Annotated in this window: 21 protein-coding genes; 11 read left to right on the top strand and 10 right to left on the bottom strand. The window is 73.3% G+C overall.

Features of this window, described 5'->3' with window-relative positions; genetic code table 11:
* Positions 1-52: 52 nt before the first annotated feature.
* Both R4Z62_RS06845 and R4Z62_RS06840 read right to left on the bottom strand, forming a co-directional pair.
* On the bottom strand, positions 53-286 hold the full coding sequence (locus R4Z62_RS06845) for a hypothetical protein (protein ID WP_079158860.1): 234 nt from the start codon (positions 284-286) through the stop codon (positions 53-55).
* Positions 287-417: 131 nt separating this feature from the next.
* Positions 418-1,404 carry a DEDDh family exonuclease gene (locus R4Z62_RS06840; protein WP_355481606.1) on the bottom strand — a complete coding sequence of 329 codons (987 nt, stop codon included), beginning with the start codon at positions 1,402-1,404 and terminating at the stop codon, positions 418-420.
* A gap of 202 nt (positions 1,405-1,606) precedes the next feature.
* On the opposite strand from R4Z62_RS06840, the gene R4Z62_RS06835 reads away from it, so the two are divergent.
* Positions 1,607-2,317, top strand: a complete 711-nt coding sequence (locus R4Z62_RS06835) for a VIT1/CCC1 transporter family protein (protein ID WP_355481609.1) — start codon at positions 1,607-1,609, stop codon at positions 2,315-2,317.
* A 400-nt stretch (positions 2,318-2,717) separates the two neighbouring features.
* On the opposite strand, the gene R4Z62_RS06830 is transcribed toward R4Z62_RS06835, so the two are convergent.
* Both R4Z62_RS06830 and R4Z62_RS06825 read right to left on the bottom strand, forming a co-directional pair.
* Positions 2,718-4,184, bottom strand: coding sequence for a CoA transferase (locus R4Z62_RS06830; RefSeq protein ID WP_491519338.1), 1,467 nt, complete (start codon positions 4,182-4,184; stop codon positions 2,718-2,720).
* Between the two features lie 146 nt (positions 4,185-4,330).
* Complete coding sequence (locus R4Z62_RS06825; protein WP_355481613.1) at positions 4,331-5,863, bottom strand: S8 family serine peptidase; 1,533 nt, start codon at positions 5,861-5,863, stop codon at positions 4,331-4,333.
* 541 nt (positions 5,864-6,404) lie between these two features.
* Here R4Z62_RS06825 and R4Z62_RS06820 point away from each other — a divergent pair.
* From R4Z62_RS06820 to moaA, 3 genes are all read left to right on the top strand, one after another.
* Positions 6,405-6,761: a DUF485 domain-containing protein gene (locus tag R4Z62_RS06820; RefSeq protein WP_064532148.1), complete on the top strand. Its 357-nt coding sequence runs from the start codon at positions 6,405-6,407 to the stop codon at positions 6,759-6,761.
* Positions 6,758-8,398: a monocarboxylic acid transporter gene (locus tag R4Z62_RS06815; protein ID WP_064532146.1), complete on the top strand. Its 1,641-nt coding sequence runs from the start codon at positions 6,758-6,760 to the stop codon at positions 8,396-8,398. Before R4Z62_RS06820 ends, R4Z62_RS06815 begins: the two co-directional genes overlap by 4 nt.
* Before the next feature lie 304 nt (positions 8,399-8,702).
* Entirely contained in the window at positions 8,703-9,692 is a 990-nt protein-coding gene (gene moaA / locus R4Z62_RS06810) for a GTP 3',8-cyclase MoaA (RefSeq protein ID WP_355481616.1), read from the top strand.
* A gap of 66 nt (positions 9,693-9,758) precedes the next feature.
* Here the strand turns inward: moaA and R4Z62_RS06805 are convergent, their stop codons facing one another.
* On the bottom strand, positions 9,759-9,980 hold the full coding sequence (locus R4Z62_RS06805; RefSeq protein WP_064532142.1) for a hypothetical protein: 222 nt from the start codon (positions 9,978-9,980) through the stop codon (positions 9,759-9,761).
* Positions 9,981-10,202: 222 nt separating this feature from the next.
* Positions 10,203-10,760: a DUF3099 domain-containing protein gene (locus tag R4Z62_RS06800; RefSeq protein WP_491519337.1), complete on the bottom strand. Its 558-nt coding sequence runs from the start codon at positions 10,758-10,760 to the stop codon at positions 10,203-10,205.
* Between the two features lie 241 nt (positions 10,761-11,001).
* On the opposite strand from R4Z62_RS06800, the gene R4Z62_RS06795 reads away from it, so the two are divergent.
* Positions 11,002-11,289 (top strand): GlsB/YeaQ/YmgE family stress response membrane protein, encoded by a 288-nt coding sequence (locus R4Z62_RS06795; protein WP_064532140.1) that lies wholly within the window; start codon positions 11,002-11,004, stop codon positions 11,287-11,289.
* A gap of 63 nt (positions 11,290-11,352) precedes the next feature.
* On the opposite strand, the gene tyrS is transcribed toward R4Z62_RS06795, so the two are convergent.
* The 3 genes from tyrS to R4Z62_RS06780 all read right to left on the bottom strand — a co-directional run bounded on the left by tyrS (position 11,353) and on the right by R4Z62_RS06780 (position 15,775).
* The gene (gene tyrS / locus R4Z62_RS06790; RefSeq protein WP_064532138.1) at positions 11,353-12,621 is read right to left on the bottom strand and encodes a tyrosine--tRNA ligase; all 1,269 of its coding nucleotides are present in this window, start codon (positions 12,619-12,621) and stop codon (positions 11,353-11,355) included.
* Positions 12,622-12,735: 114 nt separating this feature from the next.
* Positions 12,736-14,130 (bottom strand): metallopeptidase TldD-related protein, encoded by a 1,395-nt coding sequence (locus tag R4Z62_RS06785; protein ID WP_491519336.1) that lies wholly within the window; start codon positions 14,128-14,130, stop codon positions 12,736-12,738.
* Positions 14,131-14,212: 82 nt separating this feature from the next.
* Positions 14,213-15,775, bottom strand: a complete 1,563-nt coding sequence (locus R4Z62_RS06780; protein ID WP_491519335.1) for a TldD/PmbA family protein — start codon at positions 15,773-15,775, stop codon at positions 14,213-14,215.
* Positions 15,776-16,005: 230 nt separating this feature from the next.
* Here R4Z62_RS06780 and fabG point away from each other — a divergent pair, with 230 nt between their 5' ends.
* Both fabG and fabI read left to right on the top strand, forming a co-directional pair.
* Positions 16,006-16,710 carry a 3-oxoacyl-[acyl-carrier-protein] reductase gene (fabG, locus tag R4Z62_RS06775; RefSeq protein WP_018567714.1) on the top strand — a complete coding sequence of 235 codons (705 nt, stop codon included), beginning with the start codon at positions 16,006-16,008 and terminating at the stop codon, positions 16,708-16,710.
* Positions 16,711-16,715: 5 nt separating this feature from the next.
* Positions 16,716-17,483 (top strand): enoyl-ACP reductase FabI, encoded by a 768-nt coding sequence (gene fabI / locus R4Z62_RS06770; RefSeq protein ID WP_064532132.1) that lies wholly within the window; start codon positions 16,716-16,718, stop codon positions 17,481-17,483.
* A gap of 176 nt (positions 17,484-17,659) precedes the next feature.
* Here fabI and R4Z62_RS06765 read toward each other — a convergent pair whose 3' ends face one another.
* Positions 17,660-18,352: a FadR/GntR family transcriptional regulator gene (locus tag R4Z62_RS06765; protein ID WP_018567716.1), complete on the bottom strand. Its 693-nt coding sequence runs from the start codon at positions 18,350-18,352 to the stop codon at positions 17,660-17,662.
* 91 nt (positions 18,353-18,443) lie between these two features.
* Between R4Z62_RS06765 and R4Z62_RS06760 the strand changes: the two genes are divergently transcribed.
* The 4 genes from R4Z62_RS06760 to R4Z62_RS06745 all read left to right on the top strand — a co-directional run bounded on the left by R4Z62_RS06760 (position 18,444) and on the right by R4Z62_RS06745 (position 21,117).
* On the top strand, positions 18,444-19,880 hold the full coding sequence (locus R4Z62_RS06760; protein ID WP_491519334.1) for a CynX/NimT family MFS transporter: 1,437 nt from the start codon (positions 18,444-18,446) through the stop codon (positions 19,878-19,880).
* A gap of 48 nt (positions 19,881-19,928) precedes the next feature.
* Positions 19,929-20,048, top strand: coding sequence for an SGM_5486 family transporter-associated protein (locus tag R4Z62_RS06755; RefSeq protein ID WP_252100480.1), 120 nt, complete (start codon positions 19,929-19,931; stop codon positions 20,046-20,048).
* A gap of 232 nt (positions 20,049-20,280) precedes the next feature.
* On the top strand, positions 20,281-20,487 hold the full coding sequence (locus R4Z62_RS06750) for a hypothetical protein (RefSeq protein ID WP_491519333.1): 207 nt from the start codon (positions 20,281-20,283) through the stop codon (positions 20,485-20,487).
* 111 nt (positions 20,488-20,598) lie between these two features.
* Entirely contained in the window at positions 20,599-21,117 is a 519-nt protein-coding gene (locus tag R4Z62_RS06745; protein WP_018567720.1) for a SixA phosphatase family protein, read from the top strand.
* Positions 21,118-21,613: the final 496 nt, after the last annotated feature.

Below are 21,613 nucleotides of genomic sequence, written 5' to 3'. Positions count from 1 at the left end.
TCCGGCAGGGGTGTCCTCGGGCGGCGCCGCGCCCCCGGGCGCGGGGGCGTCCTCAGACACTGTCGACGATGCCGGCCCTCCCCTCGGCACGGGCGCAGTGGCCGCCGCAGTACCAGTGCCCCTCGACCTCGACGCCCTGCCCGATGACCTGGACCCGGCAGTGCTCGCAGATCGGTGCCATGCGGTGGATCGCGCAGGCGAAGCAGTCGAAGACGTGCACGGCGCCCTGGGCGTGCACCTCGAAGGTCATACCGTAGTCATTTCCGCATACTTCACATCTCGCCATGCGCCACAGAGTGAGCCGTGGCCACCGCGCGGGCGAGCGCACGCCGGGCGCGTCGCCCGGCAATCACCCGTACGCCGCCAGTCACCCGTATGCCGCCAGTCACCCGTACGCCGCCAGTCACCCGTACGCCGTCAGTCGCCGTCCGCGGGCTCCACGTCCCGCAGGAGCTGCCCGAACGCCGCCTCGTCGACCACCGGTGTGCCGTACTGCCGGGCCTTGGCCGTCTTCGACGTGCCCGAGTCCGGGTCGTTGGTGACGAGCAGGCTGGTCAGCCGGGACAGGCTGGTGGCGACATGCAGTCCGGCCTCGGTGGCGCGGTCCTCCAGGAGGTCGCGTTCGACGGAGGTGTCACCGGAGAAAGCCACCCGCATGCCCTGTTTGAGTCGTTTGCCCGCTTCGTAGCGCCCCGGGTTGGGGTGGGGGCATGCGGGCCTCTTGCGGGACGGGCGCCAACTCCCCGCGCGGTAGCCGCCGTAGCCGCCCGACTGCTGCCGGGGCACCGGCCGGTCCGACCACTCCGTCAGCGGCCGGCACTCCAGCAGCGGCAGCCGGACACCGCCCGCCGCCGCGGCCCGCAGACTCGGCCGGAACGCCTCCGCCAGGACCCGGGCGTCGTCCAGCGCGTGGTGCGCCCGCTGCTGCACCACGCCGAAGTGCGCGGCCAGCGTCTCCAGCTTGTGGTTCGGCAGGGGCAGCCCCAGCTCCTTGGAGAGCGCGATGGTGCACAGCCGCTGCCGCACCGGCGCCTCGCTCTTCGCGCGCGCGTACTCGCGGGCGATCATCTGCCAGTCGAAGACCGCGTTGTGCGCGACGAGCACCCGGTCCGCCAGCCGGGCGGCGAACTCCTCGGCGACGTCCGCGAAGAGCGGCGCGCCCTCCAGCACGTCGCTCGTCAGCCCGTGGATCCACACCGGACCGGGATCGCGCTCCGGATTGACCAGCGTGTACCAGTGGTCCTCGACCTCGCCGCGCGCGTCCAGCCGGTAGACCGCCGCGGAGATGATGCGGTCGTCCCGGGCCAGGCCGGTGGTCTCCACGTCAACGACCGCGTATCCCCGGGGATACGCGGCCGGCCACGGTGTGGGGGAGGGCCCTGCGAGGGTGCGGTCTTCGAGCATGGTCAATGAGGATACGGGCCACGACCGACAGCCCGGTCCCGCAGGTGCCCTCCACGCCGTCCACGCGCCCGCGCGCGGGCGCGTTCCGGCCACCGCGGAGGTGAGACCGCGTCAGGGGCGCCACCGGGGCCGCGCGCGGGCGCGCGCCACTCGCCGCCCGGGTTCGTCCGTACCGGGACGCGGTCGTGCGATCCTCCCTGCTGTGACCGGACCCACGCACGACGAGGCGCACGGCGGGGCGCTCGGCTCCCGCCTCAACTGGCTGCGGGCCGCCGTCCTCGGGGCGAACGACGGCATCGTCTCCACCGCCGGGCTGGTCGTCGGCGTGGCCGGTGCCACGGACTCCCGTACGGCGCTGCTCACCGCCGGGCTGGCCGGCTTGCTGGCCGGTTCGATGTCGATGGCCGCGGGGGAGTACGTGTCGGTGTCCACCCAGCGGGACTCGGAGCGGGCCGCGCTGGCGCAGGAGCGGCGCGAACTGCGTGAGCAGCCGGAGGCCGAACTGCGGGAGCTGACCGAGCTGCTGCGGGCGCGCGGCCTGTCGCACGAGGTGGCCCACGACGCGGCCCGCCAGCTCACCGCCCGGGACGCGCTGCGGGCCCATGCGAGCGTCGAGCTGGGCATCGACCCCGACGCGCTCACCAACCCCTGGCACGCCGCCTGGGCCAGCTTCCTGGCGTTCACGGTGGGCGCGCTGCTGCCGCTGCTGGCGATCGTGCTGCCGCCGCCCGGCCTGCGGCTCGCGGTCACCGTCCTCTCCGTCCTCGCCGCCCTCGTCCTCACCGGCTTCAGCAGCGCCCGCCTGGGCGCGGCCCGGCCCGGCCGGGCGGTCCTGCGCAACACGGCCGGCGGCGCCCTGGCCATGGCGGTCACCTACGCGGCGGGCGCCCTGCTCGGCGCGGCGGGGGCGTGACGCCCGGCCCGTCCGCCCCGCCGCCCGCCGCCCCTCGCGGCCGAGCCACCCACCCTCCACGCGCGCGTGCGGCGCGCGAGGACGGGGTGCGGGTGACGCAGGGCATACGGCCGCCCTCCACGCGCGCGTGCGGAGGCGTCGACGCGCGCGTGCGGAGGTGTCGTCGGGACCCGCATCCCGCCCGGCGATGCCCCGCTCGGGCGCGGCCTGTCCGCCCGCCCCGCCCAGCCCCCGGCGGAGCGGTCCGCGCCCCAGTGGCCAAGTGCCGTGGCCTGTCGACGTCGCCGCTCGTGACGTGACGGGCGGCCGGGCGGGGCGCGGCCCGCTGATCCGGCTGCCCGTCAGGTGCCCGGCACGCCCGCGTACCGGCTCACCAGGCGTTGCGTGCCGGGCCGACCGCTCAGCTCCAGTGCGGCGCGTCCGTGCCCCAAGGGCCCGGGGGGCGGGGCCAGATGGTGGGCCCGTCGGTGAAGGCGAGGGGGGACCGGGCGTGGCGGAGCCTGCCGATCCGGCTGTCGGTCTCGTCGAGCCAGGGGGCGGGACTGTCGTACGGGGCGCCCTGGACCTGTTCCGGCCCCCGCGCGGCCCCGGGGGCGGCCTCCGTCAGCCAGGCCGCCGTCCGGGCCAGGGCCAGGCGTACGAACCGGCCGCCGCCGTCGTGGGACTGCTCGGTCAGGGCCCGCAGCACCGCCGCTGCCAGCAGATAGCCCGTGCCGTGGTCGAGGGCCTGCGCGGGCAGCGCGCCCGGCTGCCCGTCGCCGCCCTCGACGGTCGCGATGCCGGTGGCGACCTGTACGAGGCTGTCGAAGCCCCGGCGCCGCGCCCACGGCCCGTACGCGCCCCATGCCGACAGCTCGGCCACGACCAGACCGGGCCGGCGCTCGGCCAGCGCCTCGGGGGAGAGGCCGAACCGGTCCAGGGCACCCGGCCGGTAGCCGGTGACGACGACGTCCGCCCCGGCGAGCAGTTCCTCGAAGGCGGCCCGGTCGGTGGCGAGGTCCAGCGCCGCCGAGCGCTTGCCGAAGCCCGTGTCGGCGTGCTGGTCGGCCAGTTCGGGCAGGTGCGGCGGGTCCACCCGCAGCACGTCCGCGCCGAGGAGGGCGAGCGTGCGGGTGGCGACGGGACCCGCGATGACCCGGGTCAGGTCGAGTACGCGTACTCCGGCGGCGGGCAGCAGCGGGGTGCCGGTGAGGGACGGCAGCACGCGCGCGCGTGCCGTACCGAGCCGCCCGCGCTCGACCAGGGGCCGGGCGGCCAGCTCGGCGTGCTGCGGGTGCGCCGCCCACTCCTCGGGGGTGCGCAGCGCCACCGCGAGACCGCCGGCGGCGTACACGGCCTCCTCGACGTCGAGGGCGGACCGCTCGGCGAGCGCGGACCCGACGGCGGCCACCAGGGCGTCCTGGTCACCGCCCCCGTTCCCGTCCCTGTCCCCGTTCCCGTCCCTGTCCCTGTCCCCGTTCCCGCCGTGACCCTCCCCGGACGGCAGCAGCCCGAGCGCGGACAGCAACCGGGCGCGGTGGTGCGGGTAGTTGGCGTGCGTGCGCACCCAGCCGTCGGCGGTCCGCCAGAACCGTGACAGCGGCGCGAAGGTGACCGGCGCCCGCCCGTCGATCAGCAGATGCCGTTCACTGACGAACGCGGTCGCCAGGGCGCCGTCGTCGACGCGCACCGCGGGCACCTCGGCGAGGGCGGCCCGCCGCGCCGCCAGTTCGGCGGCGGCCAGCGCGCAGGCGCCCACGCACGCGCGTGCCAGGTCCCGTACGGGAAGGCGGGCCGTGAGCGCGCCCTCCCGTTCCACCGTGGTGATCCGCTGCACGAGGCCGGGATCGCCGCCCAGCGCGGACCATGCGAACGAGATGTCGGTCATGACGGCACTATGCACCCCCGGACGGGTGCGTCCCGTCCGGGGGTGCGATCAGTGCCACCGGCGGCGCGGTGCGCCTACCGAGTCACCGTGTCACCGAGTCACCGCGGTCAGCACCGTGTCACCGAGTCACCGCGGTCAGCACCGCGTCACCGCGTCACCGCGGCCAGCGCGTTCGCCGTGCCCCAGCCGTAGAAGCCGTTGCGGTTCTTCGGGCCCTTGCACACCGCGTCGATCTTGCCGTCCCCGTCGATGTCGTAGGGGTCGGTGCACGGCGTGGCGTCGGCCTCCGCGTACAGCAGCGCCTTGACCAGGGCGGGCGAGGCGTGCGGATGCGTCGACTTGATGAGGGCGGCCACCCCGGCGACGTGCGGGCTCGCCATCGACGTACCGGCCATGTAGCCCCACGTGCCGCCGGGCAGCGGGCCGAGGATCAGTCCGCTGGTCGCCGGGGCCTGCGGCGTCTGGTACGCCGTCGAGTCGCCGCCCGGCGCGGCGATGTCGATGACCCCGAGGCCGTAGTTGGAGAACGACGACTTGATCCCCTTGGCACCGGTCGCCGCGACCGTGACGACACCCGGCAACTGGGTCGGGATGTCGTAGCACTTGTGCGGGTCGACCGTACGGCTGCCCGGTGTGGAGTCGTTCGGGGAGGCCGGGTCGGTGATCGAGCGGGAGTCGAGGTCGTAGTTCTCGTTGCCGGCCGCCGCGACGTTGACCGTGCCCTTGCGCTCCGCGTACTGCGAGGCCCGCCGGACGGCCGTGACGAGCGCCTTCTGGTCGGGGTCGTCGGCGCAGTTGAAGTACCAGGGGTCGGTGTAGTAGCTGTTGTTGGTGACGTCGACCCCGTGGTCGGCCGCCCACACGAAGCCGCACACCACGGCCTCCGTGTAGAAGAAGCCGTCCGGGTTGCCGACCTTGATGCCGGCCACCTTCACGCCCGGCGCCACACCGGTGATGCCGACGCCGTTCTTGGCGCCCGCGATCTCCCCGGCCACATGGGTGCCGTGCGGGCTCTCGGAGGCGCTGGGCCGCCAGGCGCCGTCCGCGGTGTCCGGCTTGCCGGTGACGCAGTTGACGGAGGCCCGGCGGTCGAAGTTCGGGGCGATGTCGGGGTGGGTGTCGTCCACGCCGGTGTCGATGACGCCGACCGTGACCCTGGAACTGCCGAGCGTCTTCTGGTGCGCCTTGTCCGCCTTGATGGCGGGCAGGTCCCACTGCAACGGCTCCAGCGGGTCCTGCCCGGCGGCGGCCCGGGTCCCCGCACCGGCCAGCTGGGCGGCGGTGAGCGGCGTCGGGGTGCCGGTGTCGGTGGTCGACTGGGCGGGCAGCGGCGCCGTGCGCGTGGCACCGGCCGACTCCACGCCGCGCACCGTGCGGACGGCTCTCGCGAAGTCGGGGTTCGCGGAGTGGACGACGACGACGCCTATGCGGTCGTAGGAGGTCACTATGGTGCCCCCGGCCTTGCCTATCGCCTTCCGCACCTGTGCCGGGACTCCGTACCCGGGACGGACGTTGACGACGTAGCTGAGCGAGGTCGCGTCCGCCTGTGCGGTGCCGGCGGCGGGTGCGGCCGGGGTCGCCGAGGCGGTGGTGCCCGGCAGGAAGGCCAGGGCACCGGCCATGGCCATACCGAGCGGAAGGGCGAGGACGCGGCGAGCGCGCGGCTGAGACGCTGTCATGTGTCTGTCTCTCCAGTGTGTTCGCGGTGGCATGGGTGCAGCGGTGCGCGAGTCGTGCCCGGGTGGCTGCCGCGAGGGTGACGGCCCGCGCCGGTGTTGACGGCGCGGGCCGGCGTGCGCGGGCCCGCGGCCCGGACCGCGCGGCGGACACCGGAGGCCGCCGGTGCCGGGTCCGTACGGACGCCGGACACGGCGGCCGGAGCGGGCACCGGCCGGACCGCCGGCGTCGGCCGGCGTCCGGAACGCGGACGGACCAAGGGATCTCCCCATCTCCGGGCACGGCACCGCCCGAGCCACGGGTACGGCTCGGGCAGGTACATGACGGGTGGTGCAGGGCGAAACTATCCCGCCACCTCACCGGCCAGCAATGAGTGGGTCATGACTTGTCCAAGGCCACTTGCCGGAAGAACTCATAGGACTTGAACCGGACCTCGCGTGGCGCCGTGGACCTCGGACAGGGGGGCCGAGCACGATCGAGCCCCCGTCGCACCATCCGCGAACCTCCGTATCCGCACACGAGATCCGCACCGAGGAGACAGACGTGGCCACCGAGACACCGCCACCCCCGAAGACCGGGGCGCCCCTTCCCTCCGCCCAGGAGTTCACCACGGTGGCCCAGAGCGCCGAGTTCGGTGAACTGCGCCGCTCCCACCGCTCGTTCGCCTTCCCGCTGACCATCGCCTTCATCGCCTGGTACCTGCTCTACGTCCTGCTGTCCAACTACGCGGGCGGCTTCATGGGCACCCGCCTCTTCGGCAACATCAACGTCGCCCTCGCCCTCGGACTCGCCCAGTTCCTCACCACGTTCCTCATCGCCTGGTGGTACGCGCGGCATGCCGCGGCGAAGCTCGACCCCCAGGCGCAGGAGATCAAGTCCCGGATGGAGGGCGGCGCATGAGCCCCGCGACATATCCCGCGGCCCACACCCTGCTGGCCGCGGGCGGCGCCGCGAGCGAGCACCGGACCCTGATCGTCACGCTGTTCTCGGTGTTCGTCGCCGCGACCCTCGTCATCACCGTGTGGGCCGGCCGCCAGACCAAGGACGCCGCCGACTTCTACGCGGGCGGACGGCAGTTCACCGGCTTCCAGAACGGACTCGCCGTCTCCGGCGACTACATGTCCGCCGCGTCCTTCCTCGGCATCGCCGGCGCCATCGCCCTCTTCGGCTACGACGGCTTCCTGTACTCCATCGGCTTCCTGGTCGCCTGGCTGGTCGCGCTGCTCCTGGTCGCCGAACCGCTGCGCAACTCCGGCCGCTACACCATGGGCGACGTCCTGGCGTACCGCATGCGCCAGCGCCCGGTGCGCACCGCGGCGGGCACCTCCACGATCGTCGTCTCGATCTTCTACCTGCTGGCCCAGATGGCGGGCGCCGGCGTCCTGGTCTCCCTGCTGCTCGGCATCACCAGCGACGCCGGCAAGATCGGCATCGTCGCCCTGGTCGGCGTACTGATGATCGTCTACGTCACCATCGGCGGCATGAAGGGCACCACCTGGGTCCAGATGGTCAAGGCCGTGCTGCTCATGGTGGGCGCGGTCCTGCTGACCTTCCTGGTGCTGCTGAAGTTCGACTTCAACATCTCCGACCTGCTCGGCCGCGCCGCCGACAACAGCGGCAAGGGCGCGGCCTTCCTGGAGCCCGGACTGAAGTACGGCGCGAGCGGCACCACCAAGCTGGACTTCCTCTCGCTCGGCATCGCCCTGGTCCTCGGCACCGCCGGACTGCCGCACATCCTGATCCGCTTCTACACCGTCCCCACCGCCAAGGCCGCCCGCAAGTCCGTGCTCTGGGCGATCGGCCTGATCGGCGTCTTCTACCTGATGACCCTCGCGCTCGGCTTCGGCGCCGCCGCGCTCATCAAGCCGGACGAGATCATCGGCTCCAACAAGGCGGGCAACACCGCGGCCCCGCTGCTCGCGCTGCACCTCGGGGGAGTGGACTCCGACTGGGGCGCCATCCTGCTGGCCTCCATCTCCGCGGTGGCCTTCGCCACGATCCTCGCCGTCGTCGCGGGCCTCACCCTGGCCTCGTCCTCCTCCTTCGCCCACGACATCTACGCCAACGTCATCAAGAAGGGCCGGGCCACCGAGAAGCAGGAACTGGGCGCCGCCCGCTGGGCGACCGTCGGCGTCGGCGCGGTCTCCATCGTCCTGGGCGCCCTCGCCCGCGACCTGAACGTGGCCGGCCTCGTCGCCCTCGCCTTCGCGGTGGCCGCCTCCGCCAACCTGCCCACGATCCTCTACAGCCTGTTCTGGAAGCGGTTCACCACCGCGGGCGCCCTGTGGTCGATCTACGGCGGCCTGGTCACCGCCGTGGGCCTGGTGCTGTTCTCCCCGGTGGTCTCCGGCAAGCCCACGTCGATGTTCCCGGACGTCGACTTCCACTGGTTCCCGCTGGAGAACCCGGGCCTCATCTCCATCCCGGTCGGCTTCCTGCTGGGCGCGGCCGGCACCCTGCTGTCCAAGGAGAAGCCGGACCCCGCCAAGTACGCGGAACTGGAGGTCCGCTCCCTGACCGGCACTGGAGCGCACTGACACGAGCGCACACGAGCGCACTGACGCGAGGGCGCCGACACCCGCGTCCGCGCACCCGGGTACGCCCCGGACCACATCAGGGGCGTGCCCGGGACCGGCGGCCGTGCCATGGGGATCGTAGAGACCTACGACACGGCCGCCGCGCACGTCGTGGGATCGGGACCGGTGTCGCTGTCGGTCCGGTCACGTAGGCTCGCAGGTGAAGGAAGAAGAGATCGACGGGAAAGCTCGACGGGAAAGCTGGACGCCACCGCCGCCGAAGGATCCGCCGGTCCGCCGACACGCGACGAGGGAGGGGGCCCACGTGCTCATCGACACCTACGGCCGGGTCGCCACCGACCTGAGGGTCTCGCTGACCGACCGGTGCAATCTCCGCTGCACGTACTGCATGCCCGAGGAGGGCCTGCAGTGGCTGGCCAAGCCCGATCTGCTCACCGACGACGAGATCGTCCGGCTGATCGGCATCGCGGTCACCTCCCTGGGCATCGAGGAGGTCCGCTTCACCGGCGGCGAGCCACTGCTGCGCCCCGGCCTGGTGGGCATCGTGGAGCGCGTCGCCGCGCTGGAGCCGCGCCCCCAGATGTCCCTCACCACTAACGGCATCGGCCTGCGGCGCACCGCGGCGGCCCTGAAGGCGGCGGGCCTCGACCGGGTCAACGTCTCCCTGGACACCCTGCGCCCCGATGTCTTCAAGACCCTCACCCGCCGCGACCGCCACCGCGACGTCCTCGACGGCCTGCTGGCCGCCCGCGAGGCGGGCCTGACCCCGGTGAAGGTGAACTCCGTCCTGATGCCGGGGCTGAACGCCGACGAGGCCCCGGACCTGCTGGCCTGGGCCATGGAGCACGACTACGAACTGCGGTTCATCGAGCAGATGCCCCTGGACGCCCAGCACGGCTGGAAGCGCGAGGGCATGGTCACCGCGGCCGACATCCTGGCCTCCCTGCGCACCCGCTTCGAGCTGACCGCCGAGGGCGCCGACGCGCGCGGCGCGGCGCCCGCCGAGCGCTGGACCGTCGACGGCGGCCCGCACCGGGTGGGGGTCATCGCCTCCGTCACCCGCCCGTTCTGCGCCGCCTGCGACCGCACCCGTCTGACCGCCGACGGGCAGATACGCACCTGTCTGTTCGCCACCGAGGAGACCGATCTGCGCGCGGCCCTGCGCTCGGACGCCCCCGACGAGGAGATCGCCCGTCTGTGGCGGGTGGCGATGTGGGGCAAGAAGGCGGGCGCGGGCCTGGACGACCCGTCGTTCGTCCAGCCGGACCGGCCGATGTCCGCGATCGGCGGCTGACCGGGCCGGACCGCACAGCCCGGCCGCCGCAGGACCTCAGGGGGAGCCCGGAGGGAGCCGAAGGGCTCAGCTCTCGTGCGCCGCCTGCCACTCGGCCAGCGCGACCACGTCCTTCAGGAACCCGCGCACACCGAGGAACTGCGACAGATGCTCCCGGTGCTCCTCGCACGCCAGCCAGGTCTTGCGCCGCTCCGGCGTGTGGATCTTCGGATTGTTCCAGGCCAGCACCCACACGGCGGCGGCACGGCAGCCCTTGGCGGAGCAGATCGGGGCGGTCTCGTCACTCACAGTTCGTCTCACAGCCACTGCACACAAGGCGACGCCGAGCAGCCACGGGGGGAGCTGCCCGGCGTCGGTCCGTCGCTCCGACGGGGGATGCGGAGCGCGTACGAAGTATGTCACGGGAGACCCGTCGCCCGGGACCGGAACAACACGATTGATCTTGAGCATTTATTGAGGTTCGCCTGAAACGGACCACCTCCCGGCCCGCCCGTCGGGGAACGGCGCCGGTCACAGCCCGTCGCGGTGCTCCCGCGCGGATCCGGCCGCACCCGCCGCCGGATCACGCGCCATGTCCCCGGCGGCGGACTGCGTCAAGTCGTCGCTCCCGAAGGCGCCGTGCGCGCCGTCCCGCGGACCACCGCCCGCGCCGTCCCCGGTGCCGCTCCGCGTGCCGCCCTGAGCGCTGTCGCGTGCGCCGCCCCGGGTGCCGCTCCGAGTGCCGTCCTGGGCGCTGTCCCGTCCGCCGTCCTGCGCCGTGCGCGGCGGCGAGATCATCGGCTTCAGCGGTGCGGTCACGAACGTCGACGGCAGCCGCGGCGCGTTCTCCCGCCCGGCGTTGGCGATCACCACGGCGATGTAGGGCAGCGCCGCGCCGAGCACCAGGGCCACGATCGCCACGTACCGCTGGACGTCCCACAGCACCACCGCGAGCAGCACCGCCACCGTACGGACCGCCATGGAGATGACGTACCGGCGCTGCCGGCCGCGCACGTCCTCCTGGAGGCCCGTGCGGGCTCCCGTGATCCGGAACACCTCGGCGCCGCCACCGCCATGCTGCTTGCGCATCGCATTTCCACCATTCGCCCGCATCGGACAGTCCCCCGGCCCGTTCCGGCTCCCGGCCGGTCGGGGACACCGGCCCGCACTTCCTCGACGTCCACGGTACGCCGCGGGCACCGCGCCGACGAGGCCGGGGCGCCCTTCTGCCTGCGCGAACGACCCGGGCGGCGGTGTTCGAGGTGCGCCGCAGGGTGGACCGGCCGACACTGGCGGTGATGCTCATGTCGAGCGGGACGAGGAGGCAGCCATGGGCTGGTTGTGGGCGATCATCGTGGGTTTCGTGCTCGGCCTGATCGCCAAGGCGGTCATTCCAGGAAAGCAGCACAGTCCGCTCTGGCTGACCACCATCTTCGGCATGCTCGGCGCCATCGCGGGCAACGCGGTCGCACGGGCGGCCGGTGTCGCGTCCACCCGCGGCATCGACTGGACCCGGCACATCTTCCAGCTCGTCGCCGCGATCATCATCGTCTTCGTCGGCGACATGCTGTACATGGCGCTGTGGGGCAACAAGCACCGGCGCCGCGAACGGGCGTGAGACGCGCGGGGCGGTTCCCGGGACCCGAGGTCCGGGGAACCGCCCCCGCGGCACGTTCGCCCGTCAGCCCCCGGTGACCTCGACCGCGGCCAGGTTCTTCTTGCCCCGGCGCAGCACCAGCCACCGGCCGTGCAGCAGGTCCTCGCGGGACGGCACGGCGTCCTCGGCGGTGATCTTCACGTTGTTCACGTAGGCGCCGCCCTCCTTGACCGTGCGGCGGGCGGCCGACTTGCTGGGCACCAGGCCGACCTCGGCGAACAGGTCGACGACCTGGGCCGGCTCGGCGACCTCGATGTGCGGCACCTCGGACAGCGCCGCGGTCAGCGTCCGCTCGTCCAGCTCCGCCAGCTCGCCCTGGCCGAACAGCGCCCTGGACGCGGCGATCACGGCGGCCGTCTGGTCGGCGCCGTGCACCAGCGTCGTCAGCTCCTCGGCCAGCGCCCGCTGCGCGGCCCGCGCCTGCGGCCGCTCCTCGGTCTGCCGCTCCAGCTCCTCCAGCTCGGCCCGGGAGCGGAAGGACAGGATCCGCGAGTACTTGGAGATGTCCCGGTCGTCCACGTTCAGCCAGAACTGGTAGAACGCGTACGGCGTGGTCAGCTCCGGGTCCAGCCAGACGGCGCCGCCCTCGGTCTTGCCGAACTTGGTGCCGTCCGCCTTGGTCATCAGCGGCGTCGCCAGCGCGTGCACGCTCGCCTCCGGCTCCAGCCGGTGGATCAGGTCCAGGCCCGCCGTGAGGTTGCCCCACTGGTCGCTGCCGCCCTGCTGGAGCGTGCAGCCGTGGCGCCGGTAGAGCTGGAGGAAGTCCATGCCCTGGAGGAGCTGGTAGCTGAACTCGGTGTAGCTGATGCCCTGGTCGGACTCCAGACGGCGGGCCACCGAGTCCTTCGTCAGCATCTTGTTGACCCGGAAGTGCTTGCCGATGTCCCGCAGGAACTCGATCGCGGACAGGCCCTCGGTCCAGTCCAGGTTGTTCACCATGACCGCGGCGTTCTCGCCCTCGAAGGACAGGAACGGCTCGATCTGGCGGCGCAGCTTCTGCACCCAGCCGGCCACCGTCTCCGGCGAGTTCAGCGTGCGCTCGGCGGTCGGGCGGGGGTCGCCGATCAGGCCGGTCGCGCCGCCGACCAGGGCCAGCGGCCGGTGTCCGGCCTGCTGGAGCCTGCGCACGGTGAGCACCTGCACCAGATGCCCCACGTGCAGCGACGGCGCGGTCGGGTCGAAGCCGCAATAGAACGTGACGGGACCGTCCGCGAGCGCCTTGCGCAAAGCGTCCTCGTCGGTGGACAGGGCGAACAGCCCACGCCACTTCAGCTCGTCGACGATGTCCGTCACGGTTCTCGTGTCTCCTAGATGATGTGCTGCTCGTAGATGATGTGCTGCGCGGCCGGTGGCACCGCTGGCCGGCGCACCGCGTCCCCGGCGGTCGGGTGACAGCCGCCTACGAGGTTATACGCCCTGACTGACAGAGCTCATGTTGAAATCCGGGACGCGCAGCGGCGGCATGGCGGCCCGGGTGAACCAGTCGCCCCACTCCCGCGGCAGCGTCCGCTCGGTGCGCCCGGCCTCCGTCGCCCGGCCCAGCAGGTCCACCGGCGACTCGTTGAACCGGAAGTTGTTGACCTCGCCCGTCACCTCGCCGTCCTCGACCAGGTACACGCCGTCCCGGGTCAGCCCCGTCAGCAGCAGCGTCGCCGGGTCCACCTCGCGGATGTACCACAGGCACGTCAGGAGCAGGCCGCGCGCGGTCCCGGCGACCATCTCCTCCAGCGAGCGGTCCCCGCCGCCGTCCAGGATCAGGTTCCCGGCCGAGGGCGCCACGGGCAGCCCGGTCAGGCCCGCGCTGTGCCGGGTGGTCAGCAGATGCTCCAGGCGCCCGTCACCGATCCAGCGCACCGGCCGCACCGGCAGCCCGTTGTCGAACACCGACTGGTCGCCGCCGGAGGAGTGCGCGACGACGAAGGGCGCGCACTGGAGGCCCGGCTCGGCCGGATCGCTGCGCAGGGTCAGCGGCAGCTCGCTGAGCCGGTCACCGATCCGGGTGCCGCCGCCGGGCCGGGAGAACACGGTCCGCCCCTCGGCGGCGTCCCGGCCCGACGCGGACCAGATCTGGTAGATGAGCAGGTCGGCGACCGCGGTCGGCGGCAGCAGCGTCTCGTAGCGCCCCGCGGGCAGCTCCACGCGCCGCTGCGCCCAGCCGAGCCGTACGGCCAGCTCCGCGTCGAGCGCCGCCGGGTCGACGTCCTTGAAGTCCCGGGTGGCCCGGCCCGTCCAGGCCGAACGCGTACGGTCGGGGCTCTTGGCGTTGAGCTCCAGCGTGCCGCTGGGCTGGTCGTGCCGCAGCCGCAGCCCCGTCGACGTGCCCAGGTAGGTGGACACCAGCTCGTGGCTGGCGAAGCCGTACAGCTCGCGGCCACCGGCACGCGCGCGGGCGAACGACTCCCCGAGGGCGGGCGCGAAGTCCGCGAACACCGCCGAGGAGGTCTCGGCGGGCGCCTCGGTGAAGTCGGCGGCCACCGGCACGTCCGCGACCAGCGGCTGCGCGTCCTCGGCGGGCCCGGCCGCGCGGGCGGCGGCCTCGGCGGCCCGCACCAGCGGCTCCAGCTCGTCCGCGGTGACGGCCGACCGGGACACGACACCCGAGGCGGTGCCCTCACGGCCGTCGACCGTGGCGACGACGGTGAGCGTGCGCCCGCGCGTGACACCGTTCGTGGTGAGCGCGTTGCCCGCCCAGCGCAGATTGGCGCTCGACTCCTCGTCCGCGATGACCACGCACCCGTCGGCCCGGGACAGGGCCAGGGCCCGCTCGACGATCTCGTGCGGCTTGCTCGTACGCGGGCTCATCGGCCGGCCTCCTGGGTGGTGTTCAGGCTGTGCTTGCCCGGGGGGCGACCCCCGGACCCCCGGCAGGTGGTGCGGTCGGCGTTCATCGACCGGCCTCCTGGGTGGTGTTCAGGATGTTGACGCCCTTGAAGAGGGCCGAGGGGCAGCCGTGGGAGACGGCCGCGATCTGGCCCGGCTGGGCCTTGCCGCAGTTGAAGGCGCCGCCCAGGACGTACGTCTGCGGCCCGCCCACCGCGGCCATGGACCCCCAGAAGTCGGTGGTGGTCGCCTGGTAGGCCACGTCCCGCAGCTGCCCGGCCAGCCGCCCGTTCTCGATCCGGAAGAACCGCTGCCCGGTGAACTGGAAGTTGTAGCGCTGCATGTCGATCGACCACGACCGGTCCCCGACCACGTAGATGCCCCGCTCGACGCCGCCGATCAGGTCCTCCGTCGACATGCCCGCCGGGTCCGGGCGCAGCGACACGTTCGCCATGCGCTGCACCGGGACGTGCCCGGGGGAGTCGGCGTACGCGCAGCCGTTGGACCGCTCGAACCCGGTCAGCCGCGCGATCCTGCGGTCCAGCTGGTAGCCCACCAGCGTCCCGTCCTTCACCAGGTCCCAGGACTGCGCGGCGACCCCCTCGTCGTCGTAGCCGACGGTGGCCAGGCCGTGCTCGGCGGTGCGGTCACCGGTGACGTTCATCAGCTCGGAGCCGTAGCGCAGCTTGCCGAGCCGGTCGAAGGTGGCGAAGGAGGTGCCGGCGTAGGCGGCCTCGTAGCCGAGCGCCCGGTCCAGCTCGGTGGCGTGCCCGACGGACTCGTGGATGGTCAGCCACAGGTTGGACGGGTCGACGACCAGGTCGTAGACGCCCGCCTCGACACTCGGCGCCCGCATCTTCTCGGCGAGCAGGGCGGGGATCCGCTCCAGCTCCCCCGCCCAGTCCCAGCCGGTCCCGGTCAGATACTCCCAGCCGCGGCCCACCGGCGGCGCCAGCGTCCGCATCGAGTCGAACTCCCCGCTGGCGGCGTCCACCGACACGGCCGTCAGCTGCGGATGCAGCCGCACCCGCTGCTGCGTGGTCACGGTGCCCGCGGTGTCGGCATAGAACTTGTTCTCGTGCACGGCCACCAGCGAGGCGTCCACATGGTCCACGCCGTCCGCCGCGAGCAGCCGCGCGCTCCAGTCGGCCAGCAGCGCCGACTTCTCCTCGTCCGGCACCGCGAAGGGGTCGATCTCGTACGAGGACACCCAGATCCGCTCGGCGTGCACGGGCTCCGCCGCCAGCTCCACCCGCTCCTCGGAACCGGCCGCGGCGATCACCCGCGCGGACAGCTTCGCCATCTCCACCGCCTGCGAGGCGACCTTGGCGGCGGCGTCCATGCTCAGGTCCACGCCGGACGCGAAGCCCCACGCCCCGCCGTGCACCACCCGCACCGCGTACCCCAGGTCGGTGGTGTCCGACGCCCCGGCCGGCCGCGCGTCCCGCAGCCGCCGGGACGCGCTGCGCACCCGCTCGCACCGGAAGTCCGCGTGCTCCGCGCCCAGCGCACGCGCGCGTGCGAGGGCGGCGTCGGCCAGCGCGCGCAGCGGAAGGGCGGTGAAGGCCTCGTCGATCGTATGTGGCACGGGGGTCTCCCTGCTCTCGTCGCCTGTCGGACCGATCATGTCGCGCGGGCGGCGCCGCGGACCACACGTTTGCCGGTCGAGTCCGCCGCTTTCTGTAGGGACTCGACAGAGCGGCCCCCCTGCCACTGTCGGTGCCCGATTGTCCGCCGTAGCGGCCCTACCGATAGGTTTTCGGATGAAGCCGCCTGTCATCGCCTGCCGCCGCCCGTCGTCGGCGGGGCGCGGGTGTGCTGTCGGAACGATAGAGACCGCTAGGAAAGGGTGATCCGTTGAGCCGCTCGGTTCTCGTCACCGGAGGCAACCGGGGCATCGGCCTCGCCATCGCCCGCGCGTTCGCCGATGCCGGTGACAACGTAGCCATCACGTACCGGTCCGGGGAGCCGCCGGCCGGCTTCCTCGCGGTCAAGTGCGACATCACCGACCCCGAGCAGGTGGAGCAGGCCTACAAGGAGATCGAGGCCCAGCAGGGCACGGTCGAGGTCCTGGTCGCCAACGCGGGCGTCACCAAGGACCAGCTCCTGATGCGCATGACCGAGGAGGACTTCGCCACGGTCGTCGACACCAACCTCACGGGCACCTTCCGGGTCGTCAAGCGCGCCAACCGCGGCATGCTGCGCGCCAAGAAGGGCCGGGTCGTCCTGATCTCCTCGGTCGTCGGACTGCTCGGTTCCGCGGGGCAGGCCAACTACGCCGCCTCCAAGGCCGGCCTGGTCGGCTTCGCGCGCTCCCTCGCCCGCGAGCTGGGCTCGCGCAACATCACCTTCAACGTCGTCGCCCCCGGTTTCGTCGACACGGACATGACCCGGGCGCTCAATGACGAGCAGCGCGAGAACATCATGGCGCAGGTGCCGCTCGGCCGGTACGCGCAGCCGGAGGAGATCGCCGCCGCGGTGCGCTTCCTCGCCTCGGACGACGCCTCGTACATCACTGGAGCCGTCATCCCCGTTGACGGCGGACTGGGAATGGGTCACTGAACACCATGAGCGGAATTCTCGAGGGCAAGCGCGTCCTGATCACCGGTGTGCTGACGGAGGCGTCCATCGCCTTCCACGCCGCGAAGCTGGCCCAGGAGCAGGGCGCCGAGGTCATCCTGACCGCGTTCCCGCGGCCCACGCTGACCGAGCGCATCGCCAAGAAGCTGCCGAAGCCCACCAAGGTCATCGAGCTGGACGTCACCAACGAGGAGCACCTCGCGCGCCTGGCCGACGTCGTCGGCGAGGAGCTGGGCGGCCTGGACGGCGTCGTGCACTCCATCGGCTTCGCCCCGCAGGACGCGCTCGGCGGCAACTTCCTGAACACGCCGTTCGAGTCGGTCGCCACGGCCATGCACGTCTCGGCGTACTCCCTGAAGGCGCTGACCATGGCCTGCCTGCCGCTGATGCAGAACGGCGGCTCGGTCGTCGGCCTCACCTTCGACGCGCAGTTCGCCTGGCCGCAGTACGACTGGATGGGCCCGGCCAAGGCCGCCCTGGAGGCCACCAGCCGCTACATCGCGCGGGACCTGGGCAAGCAGAACATCCGCTGCAACCTCGTCTCCGCCGGGCCGCTCGGCTCCATGGCCGCCAAGTCCATCCCGGGCTTCAGCGACCTCGCCGCCGTGTGGGACTCCCGTTCCCCGCTGGAGTGGGACCTGAAGGACCCGGAGCCGGCCGGCCGCGGCATCGTCGCCCTGCTGAGCGACTGGTTCCCGAAGACCACCGGCGAGATCGTCCACGTGGACGGCGGACTGCACGCCATCGGCGCCTGAGTCCGGATCCGGACCGGACCGGGCGGTCGCCGTACGGCCGTCACACCGGCCGCTGTACGTCCGAGGGGCCCGCACCCGCCAGGGGTGCGGGCCCCTCCGCGTCGCCCGCCCGCCCGCCCGTCCGTCCGGCGGGTGGCCCGCCCGGTGCGGATCAGGCGTGTGCGGTCCGGTGCGGATCAGGCGTGCGCGGGCGGACCGAACCGGCCCGGAGCGCACTGGAACGGATAGCTCGCGGCCTCGGCGGCGGCGGCCTCCGCGTCGCCCGCGCGGATCGCGTCGACCAGCCGGGCATGGTCCATGTACGCCCGCGGGGTCAGCTCCGCGCCCACGTCCGCGCGCAGCGCGTCCCGGGTGACCTCGCCGAGGTCGGCGTACATCGCCGTCATGACGTCGTTGTGCGAGGCGGCCACCACCGCCAGGTGGAAGGTCGCGTCCGCGGCCACGAACGCCTCCGCGTCGCCGCTCTCCCAGGCCTCCTCGCGCCGCACCAGCAGGGCGTCGAGCTGCTTGAGGTCCTTCTCGCCGCGCCGCTCGGCGGCCAGCTTCGCCGCGGCCGACTCCAGCGTGGAGCGCAGCTCGGCGAAGTGCCGGGGATCCGCCCCGGCGAACCGGCGCTGCATCACCCCCGCCAGCTCACTGGTGGCCACCACGTAGGTGCCGGACCCCTGGCGGATGTCCAGCAGACCGTTGTGGGCGAGGGCCCGGACCGCCTCACGGACGGTGTTGCGGGCCACGCCGAGCTGCTCGACCAGTTCGGGCTCGGTCGGGATGCGGGAGCCGACCGGCCACTCCCCGGAGGTGATCTGGCTCCGCAGCGCGGCGATGACCTGCTCGGACAGGGCCGAGCGGCGGGGATGGCTCAGAGGCATGGCTCACCTTCGCACGCGGGGACCGGGACGGGTGCCCCGGGCTGTGGACGGACTGGACAGCTAATCATCCCATCATTCTATGATGGGCCTCATGGCACGTGAGGAATCAACCCGGACGACGACACCGACCGAGCGGCAGGCACCGGCCGTGCCCCCGGCCGCGCCCGCCGCCGCCCGGACGCCCGGGGCGACACCCGGGACGACGGCCGGGACCGCGGCGAAGCACGCCCCACGCGCGTGGGCGACCCGGCTGGTCGTCGTCGGCATCGTGCTGGCCGCGCTGAACCTCCGCCCCGCCATCACCAGCCTCGGCGCGCTCCTCGAAGAGGTGCGCGACGGCCTCGGCATGAGCGGCGGCGTCGCCGGACTGCTCACCTCCGTGCCTCCGCTCTGCTTCGCGGTCTTCGGCGTCATGGCCCCCCGGCTCGCCCGCCGGTTCGGACCCGCCGCCGTGGTCTGCGCGGGCATGGCCGCCATCGGCGCCGGACTGCTCATCCGCCCCTACGCGGGCGGCACCGCCGGATTCCTGGCCGCCAGCGCCCTCGCCCTGATGGGCATCGCCGTCAGCAACGTCCTGATGCCGGTCATCGTCAAGCGCTGGTTCCCCGACCGGGTCGGCTCCATGACCGGCCTGTACTCGATGGCCCTCGCCCTGGGCACCTCGACCGCCGCCGCCGCGACCGTGCCGCTGACCGACGCGCTCGGCGGCGACTGGCAGCCCGGCCTGGCCGTGTGGGCGGCGCTCGCCCTGGCCGCCGTGCTCCCGTGGCTGCCGCTGGTCCGGGACCGCGGCCCAGCCCCCGCCGTCACCCCGGAGGCCGTACGGCAGGACCGGGAACCGGCGGAGGGGGAGGTGTCCGCGTCCGGTGCGTCCGCTCCCGGTACGCCCGTGTCCGGTACGTCCGTGTCCGGTACGCCGGCGGCCGGGCGGCCCGCGCCGGCCCTGCGCATCACCCGGAGCCGTACCGCCTGGGCCCTGGCCGTCTTCTTCGGCCTCCAGGCCACCGCCGCCTACATCACGATGGGCTGGATGGCGCAGATCTTCCGCGACGCGGGTGTGTCCGCGGGCACCGCCGGACTGCTGCTCGCCGTGACCATGGTGATGGGCGTACCGCTGGCCTTCGTCATCCCGCGCGTGGCCACCCGGCTGCCCCACCAGGGTCCCATCGTCCTCGTGCTCGGACTGTGCGGCCTCGCCGGATACGCGGGCCTGTACTTCGCCCCGTCCGGCGGATCCTGGGCCTGGGCCATCCTGCTCGGCGTCTCCAACTGCGCCTTCCCGCTCGCGCTCACCATGGTCGGCATGCGGGCCCGGACCGGCGCGGGCGTGGCCCAGCTGTCGGCGTTCGCCCAGAGCACCGGCTACCTGATCTCCATCCCCGGGCCGCTGCTCGTCGGTGTGCTGAACCAGAGCAGCGGCGGCTGGGGCCTGCCCATCGCGCTGATGAGCGGCCTGATGATCCCGCAGATGGTGGTGGGCTGGCTGGCGGGCCGCGACCGCACGGTCGAGGAGGAGGCGGCGCGCTGAGCCGCCCCCCGGCTCACTTCCGCGGGGCGGGAGTGCGAGACTGGGGCCATGCAGCCTGTGCTCGACCCGAACCCGAAGAACAGCCAGAAGAAGATGCTGCTGGTCTTCGGGTCGTTCTTCGCCATCTTCGTGATCATCGCCGTCGTCGCGACCCTCGTCGCTCCCTGACACCCGGCGGCACGCGCCCGGCTCCCACCCGGTGCTCACCGGCGCCCCTCGCGGCGGTCCGGGGGCAGGGCTGGTGCCCGGGGGTAGGGCTATCCCCCCGTCCCCTAGGGGGCGCGGGTCAGGGTCAAGTGGGTGGGAATCCGGATGGGCCGGGGGCCGCCGTTTCCGTACCTTCGTGGTGTGGCCGCGGAACAGCGGTCCGCGGAGCACCCGAAGACCAGCGGAGGCAAGCATGTCGGCCCATACGCAGACCCGGCCCCACCCGGCGACCTCGGGTGGCGTCGACATCCGGTTGCCGTGGTGGGCCCTGGCCCTGCCGGCCCTCGCCTTCGTCGTCCTGCTCGTACTGATATCGAACCCGTCGAACGCCCATGCGGCAACCGGCGAGCCCGCGATCACCCAGCTGCTGGAGCACGCCCAGCATCTCCTCGGCCGCTGAGCCGTACGCCCCCGACCGGCACGGTCCGCGCAGGTCCCCGGCCCGCCCACAGCGCGACGCCCCTGTCAACTCCCTGCGCCCCATGGCCTGTTTCGTGCGAAGCTGGGAGTCATGAGCGCCGCAGAACCCCGCAGGATCGTCCTCTTCCGCCATGCGAAAGCCGACTGGCCGCAGGTGACCGACCATGAGCGACCGCTCGCCGAGCGGGGCCGCAAGGACGCCGCGGTGGCCGGCCGCAGACTGGCCGACGCCGGTGTCCCGTTCGACCTGGCTCTGTGCTCGACCGCGGTCCGGACCCGGGAGACCTGGAAGCTCGCCGTCCACGAGCTGCCGGACCGGCCGAAGACCGTCTACGAGGAGCGGATCTACGATGCCTCGCCCGGCGAGCTGATCGCCGTGCTCAACGAAACCCCCGACGATGTGCGCAACGCCGTCCTGATCGGCCACAACCCGGGCGTCCAGGGACTGGCCGAGATCCTGTCCGGCACGGCCGAGGACGACGCCCGCGAGCGGATGGGCCGCCGCGGCTTCCCGGCCGCCGCCTTCGCCGTCGTCACCTTCGACGGCTCCTGGAAGAGCCTGGAACCGGGCGTGGCCACGCTGACCGACTACTGGGCGCCGTCGGAGTAGCCCGCCCCGGCCCGCACGGGCCCGATACGACGGGCACGGCCCGATACGACGGGCATGGCCTGGCTTGGCACGGTACGGCAGGCGCGGGCCCTGTTCGACGGGAGCGACCGGCGCGGACTCGACTCCGCCCGGCGAGCATGGGCCTGGCCTGGTGGAGCACGGTTCGCGCGGCTCGCACGGGGGAGACCCGGCAGCGGCCCGGCCCAGGGACGGCCCGGCGCGGGCCGTGTTCGGCCCGGGACGACCGGCGCCGGCTCGATCCGGCACGGCCGACGCGGGCCCGGCCTGGTGCCGTACGGCTCGTACGGGCGCGACCCGGCCTCTCGCGACCGGCACTGGCTCGTCCGTGCAGGCCCCACCGGCACGGGCACCGTCGGGGGACCTGGGTGAGGATGATTCCGTGCGGGCCCGGACCGGCAAGGGCATGACAAACGCGGGCATGGCCCGAGCCCAGGTCAGGCCCACGCGCCTGGACCCGGGCCGACACGCCCCGCCC

It is taken from the genome of Streptomyces sp. PL-25, from assembly GCF_058344915.1.
Note: the sequence above shows the minus strand (reverse complement) of the source record. Positions and strands in the feature narration are given on the sequence as shown.

Bases quoted from the DNA above. Each gene is read 5' to 3' on its own strand.
- R4Z62_RS06845 (WP_079158860.1), bottom strand. From the start codon at position 286: ATGGCGAGATGTGAAGTATGCGGAAATGACTACGGTATGACCTTCGAG.
- R4Z62_RS06840 (WP_355481606.1), bottom strand. From the start codon at position 1,404: ATGCTCGAAGACCGCACCCTCGCAGGGCCCTCCCCCACACCGTGGCCG.
- R4Z62_RS06830 (WP_491519338.1), bottom strand. From the start codon at position 4,184: ATGACCGACATCTCGTTCGCATGGTCCGCGCTGGGCGGCGATCCCGGC.
- R4Z62_RS06825 (WP_355481613.1), bottom strand. From the start codon at position 5,863: ATGACAGCGTCTCAGCCGCGCGCTCGCCGCGTCCTCGCCCTTCCGCTC.
- R4Z62_RS06815 (WP_064532146.1), top strand. From the start codon at position 6,758: ATGAGCCCCGCGACATATCCCGCGGCCCACACCCTGCTGGCCGCGGGC.
- R4Z62_RS06800 (WP_491519337.1), bottom strand. From the start codon at position 10,760: ATGCGCAAGCAGCATGGCGGTGGCGGCGCCGAGGTGTTCCGGATCACG.
- R4Z62_RS06795 (WP_064532140.1), top strand. From the start codon at position 11,002: ATGGGCTGGTTGTGGGCGATCATCGTGGGTTTCGTGCTCGGCCTGATC.
- R4Z62_RS06785 (WP_491519336.1), bottom strand. From the start codon at position 14,130: ATGAGCCCGCGTACGAGCAAGCCGCACGAGATCGTCGAGCGGGCCCTG.
- R4Z62_RS06780 (WP_491519335.1), bottom strand. From the start codon at position 15,775: ATGATCGGTCCGACAGGCGACGAGAGCAGGGAGACCCCCGTGCCACAT.
- fabI (WP_064532132.1), top strand. From the start codon at position 16,716: ATGAGCGGAATTCTCGAGGGCAAGCGCGTCCTGATCACCGGTGTGCTG.
- R4Z62_RS06765 (WP_018567716.1), bottom strand. From the start codon at position 18,352: ATGCCTCTGAGCCATCCCCGCCGCTCGGCCCTGTCCGAGCAGGTCATC.
- R4Z62_RS06760 (WP_491519334.1), top strand. From the start codon at position 18,444: ATGGCACGTGAGGAATCAACCCGGACGACGACACCGACCGAGCGGCAG.
- R4Z62_RS06755 (WP_252100480.1), top strand. From the start codon at position 19,929: ATGCAGCCTGTGCTCGACCCGAACCCGAAGAACAGCCAGAAGAAGATG.
- R4Z62_RS06750 (WP_491519333.1), top strand. From the start codon at position 20,281: ATGTCGGCCCATACGCAGACCCGGCCCCACCCGGCGACCTCGGGTGGC.
- R4Z62_RS06745 (WP_018567720.1), top strand. From the start codon at position 20,599: ATGAGCGCCGCAGAACCCCGCAGGATCGTCCTCTTCCGCCATGCGAAA.